Annotated in this window: 5 protein-coding genes; all 5 read right to left on the reverse strand. The window is 43.1% G+C overall.

What is annotated here, in order from left to right; translation table 11 throughout:
• Positions 1–111, reverse strand: a 111-nt coding sequence (locus tag AC1DVB_RS25175; RefSeq protein WP_477591504.1) for a 50S ribosomal protein L11 methyltransferase, incomplete at its 3' end; no start/stop codon positions are given.
• 37 nt (positions 112–148) lie between these two features.
• Positions 149–1,264, reverse strand: a complete 1,116-nt coding sequence (gene dnaJ / locus AC1DVB_RS25180; protein ID WP_477591500.1) for a molecular chaperone DnaJ — start codon at positions 1,262–1,264, stop codon at positions 149–151.
• 287 nt (positions 1,265–1,551) lie between these two features.
• A complete protein-coding gene (dnaK, locus tag AC1DVB_RS25185; RefSeq protein ID WP_034308533.1) occupies positions 1,552–3,384 on the reverse strand; it encodes a molecular chaperone DnaK in 1,833 nt (610 codons plus the stop codon).
• 37 nt (positions 3,385–3,421) lie between these two features.
• Positions 3,422–4,015: a nucleotide exchange factor GrpE gene (grpE, locus tag AC1DVB_RS25190; RefSeq protein WP_063575648.1), complete on the reverse strand. Its 594-nt coding sequence runs from the start codon at positions 4,013–4,015 to the stop codon at positions 3,422–3,424.
• A 99-nt stretch (positions 4,016–4,114) separates the two neighbouring features.
• Positions 4,115–4,761 (reverse strand): HrcA family transcriptional regulator (locus AC1DVB_RS25195; protein ID WP_477591502.1); only part of this gene is annotated, 647 nt, incomplete at its 5' end.

A 4,761-nucleotide genomic window follows, 5' to 3' on the forward strand; every position in this document is an offset into this window, starting at 1 on the left:
TTCTAGAGGATCCTCAATGACAACACCGCTCGCACCTGCCTCATGAAGAATATTCGAAACAGGTTCAACCGCTTCATTCGTTGTTTGGATTGCAAATTCAGACCACTTCATAATCTACCAACTCCCAATTTGTTCTTTTTACTTTTATTCACCTATCTTTGAAAGCACGCTTCACTTTTGAGAAAAAGCCATCATCTTGTTCATCTACACCTTGTCCGCTGATATCACTKAACTCACGAAGCAATTCCTTTTGTTTTTCCGTTAATTTCTTAGGCGTGACCACCAATACGACCACATGCTGATCTCCTTGGCCATATCCTCTGACATTCGGAACTCCTTTGCCCTTTAAACGGAAACGAGTGCTAGTTTGTGTACCTGCTGGAATCTTCAGCTTCACTTTTCCATGCAGCGTCGGAACTTCTATTTCATCGCCTAATGCTGCCTGGGCAAAAGTAACCGGCATTTCACAATAAATATCATCGCCATCCCGTTCAAAGAATTCATGGCTGCGCACATGGAAGACTACATACAGGTCTCCTGCGGGGCCGCCATTGATTCCAGGCTCGCCTTGGCCTGTTACGCGCAACTGCTGGCCATCATCAATTCCTGCTGGCACCTTGACTTGGATTTTTTTACGTTTTTGGACTTTTCCGTCGCCGCCGCATGTTGAACATTTATTAGGAATGATTTTTCCTGTTCCTTGACAATGGTGACATGCTCTCCGGTTCACAATCCTTCCGAAAGCTGTGTTTTGTTCAACATTCAATTGACCGGTTCCATGACAATGTGAACAGTTTTCCACCTTTGTACCTGGTTTGGCACCGGATCCTTTACATGTACCGCAATCCTCTTCACGCGGAATTTCGATCTCAGTATCTTTTCCGAATGCAGCCTCTTCAAACGAAAGCGTCATCGTATACTGTAAATCCGCTCCTTGACGCGGTGCATTAGGATCTCTCCTGCGTCCGCCGCCACCAAAGAAGCTACTGAAAATATCTTCAAAACCGCCGAAACCGCCAAAGTCCTGACCGCCAAAGCCTTGATTGGGATCTGTATGTCCGAATTGGTCATAATGGGCTTTTTTCTGTTCGTCACTCAATACTTCGTAAGCTTCCTTGATTTCCTTGAATTTATCCGCAGCATCGTCCGCTTTATTAATATCAGGGTGATATTGTTTGGAGAGCTTTCGATACGCTTTTTTGATTTCATCCTTCGAAGCACTTTTCGAAAGGCCTAACACCTCATAATAATCGCGTTTACTCATATCTAAAATCCACTCCCGATTCGATTCACATAAAGGTAATATTATCACTGAACGAAGATAATAATCAACTAGAAAAGTACAAACGGTTTTAACACATTTTTGCAAATGGCATTGCCAGCCCCAATTTGCACACATTTTTCTCTAAAATCCCACGATTCCCCATCAGTGATTGCAACAATGTTTCCATTCATTGTAAAAAAAGCCAAAGTCAAGATAACCTGACTTTGACTTTTTTACAATGGGGCAGAATACTGCCCGGTATATCAGTGTCCCGATTGGGGCACTTTTTATTTTTTCTCTTCTTCGTTTACTTCAGTGTATTCAGCATCAACGACATTATCGTCTTGAGCAGACTCGCCAGCACCCGCTTCGCCAGCTTGCTGAGCTTTTGCCGCTTCTTCATAAAGCTTCATTGTCAAAGCTTGAACGATTTCGTTAAGTGCATCTTTTTTCACGCGGATTTCTTCAAGCTCATTTTTCTCGATTGCAGCTTTCAGTTCATCCTTCGCTTCATTCGCTTTTGTCACTTCCGCTTCGTCCACTTTACCTTCTAGATCTTTAAGCGTTTTTTCCGTTTGGAAAACTAATTGATCTGCTTCGTTACGAAGTTCAACTTCTTCTTTACGTTGTTTATCGCTATCGGCATTTTCTTCCGCTTCACGTACCATGCGTTCGATCTCTTCATCAGAAAGGCCTGAAGATGATTTGATGGTGATTGCTTGTTCTTTGTTCGTGCCAAGATCTTTCGCACGAACGTTCACGATACCGTTTTTATCGATATCGAATGTCACTTCAACTTGCGGAACTCCACGCGGTGCCGGTGGAATGTCACTCAATTGGAAACGACCAAGAGTTTTGTTATCCGCTGACATTGGACGCTCACCTTGAAGGACATGGATATCAACTGCCGTTTGATTATCAGCCGCTGTCGAGAATACTTGTGATTTACTTGTCGGAATCGTAGTATTACGGTCGATCAGTTTCGTGAATACTCCGCCCATCGTTTCAATTCCAAGTGAAAGTGGAGTTACATCAAGAAGGACAACGTCTTTAACATCACCTGTCAATACGCCACCTTGAATTGCAGCACCCATAGCCACCACTTCATCAGGGTTTACACCTTTGCTTGGTTCTTGACCGATTTCCTTTTTGATCGCTTCAACGACAGCAGGAATACGTGTAGATCCACCAACAAGGATTACTTTGTCGATTTCAGATGCTGAAAGACCGGCATCTTTCAATGCTTGACGAGTAGGTCCCATCGTACGTTCCACAAGACCTGTGGAAAGCTCATCGAATTTAGCTCTAGTCATCGTTACATCCAAGTGAAGCGGGCCAGCTTCTCCAGCAGTGATGAACGGTAAAGAAATTTGAGTTGACGTTACGCCGGAAAGATCTTTCTTCGCTTTTTCAGCTGCATCTTTCAAACGTTGAACCGCCATTTTATCTTTTGAAAGGTCGATTCCGTTTTCTTTCTTGAATGCTTCAACCAGGTAATCGATGATGACTTGGTCGAAATCATCCCCACCTAGACGGTTGTCGCCTGCTGTGGACTTAACTTCGAAAACGCCGTCTCCAAGTTCCATGATCGATACGTCAAATGTACCGCCGCCAAGGTCGAATACAAGGATCGTTTGATCTTCTTCCGTTTTATCCAAACCGTATGCAAGTGCTGCAGCTGTCGGTTCGTTGATGATACGTTCCACTTCAAGGCCGGCAATTTGACCAGCATCCTTGGTTGCTTGACGTTCTGCATCATTGAAGTAAGCAGGTACAGTGATAACCGCTTTAGTGACTTTTTCGCCAAGATACTCTTCAGCGTATGATTTCAAGTATTGAAGGATGATTGCAGAAACTTCTTGAGGTGAGTATTCTTTTCCTTCAATTACTTCTTTATGGTTGGTACCCATATGGCGTTTAATGGAAATGATCGTGTTAGGGTTTGTAATCGCTTGGCGTTTTGCCACTTCCCCAACTTGCCTTTCTCCATTTTTGAATGCCACTACGGATGGTGTTGTACGGTTTCCTTCCGGATTCGGGATTACTTTTGGTTCCCCGCCTTCAAGTACAGATACACAAGAGTTTGTTGTACCTAAGTCAATACCAATAATCTTGCTCATAGTTTCACTACCTCCCAATTATTTATATGTAAAAATCCTATTCGTTCACTTTTACCATTGCAGGTCGAATCACACGGTCTTTAAGAAGGTATCCTTTTTGGAATTCCTCGACGACGATGTTCGAACCGAAGTTTTCATCTTGAACTTGCATGACCGCTTGATGCAAACGCGGATCGAACTCTTCGCCAACCGAACTGATCGGTTCGATGCCTTCTTTAGCCAATGCACCAGTAATCGCTTTATAGACCATTTCCATGCCGGATAGCAAGGATTTCGTCTGTTCATTTTCCGCTTCGATTTTTGTTGCTCTTTCAAAATTATCAAGAGCCTCCACTAAATCACTAGCAATACTTTGAACTCTATATTTTTGAGCCGCCTCCATATCAAGCTTGGCACGGCGTCTTGAATTATCAAAATCGGCCTGCAGACGAAGATAACGGTTATCCATTTCTTCGATTTTCGCCTCAAGTTCGGCAATTTTTTCTTGAGCCAATTGAAGTTCATCTTTTTCAACAGGACCATCGTTTTCTTCCGCTGCTGGAATTTCTCCTTCAGCGAAAACTGCTTCTGCAGCGCTTTCCTCGATTGTTTCATTTTCCAATGTTTGTTCTTCGTTTTTATTTTCTGTCACAATCTCACCTCCCTAAAAGGGTTATACAATTTATGCTAAAGTAATATGCCAGGCCGCGGAATACACTCCTCCGCCACCTTAACAATATTACCTTTGCTACTATTTTTGATACAGTTTTGTCATCAGGGCCGTTAGATCTTTCGAGAAAAACGAAAGCAAACTGATCACTCTCGAATATTCCATTCTCGTTGGACCCAATATGGCCAATGTGCCAACTTGCTCCTGCCCGATTGAGTAGGTTGCCGTAATCAAACTGCAGTCATCGAGCACTGTGTTTTGATTTTCACGGCCGATCTTGACGTGGATGCCCGATGGATTTTGAGTAATTAGTTCATAAAATCCCTGTTCCTGCTCAATCATCGATAAAAGCGTGCTTACTTTCGCAATATCATGGAACTCCGGCTGCCTCAGCATATTCGTTTTCCCGCCGAAAAATATCTTTTCGGGCTTTGTGTCCGTCAGGGTCTCCGCAAGGACCGAGACCATTGATCCATAGTTATGAATGTGGCGGCTCAATAGAACGGCAACTTCCTTATAGATCTTATCCTTTAGATCAACTAGCGGAACATCGACCAAACGGGAATTCAATATATTCACCATCTTTTCAATTTCATTTATATCAAAAGAAGGCGGTAAGGAAATCATTCGATTTTCCACATGACCTGTATCCGTAATAATGATGGCTATTGCCGTTTCAGGACTTAAGGGAATGATCTGGATTTTTTTAAGCTTATGCTCATTCACTT

It is taken from the genome of Peribacillus sp. P4_D6 (genome assembly GCF_056401795.1).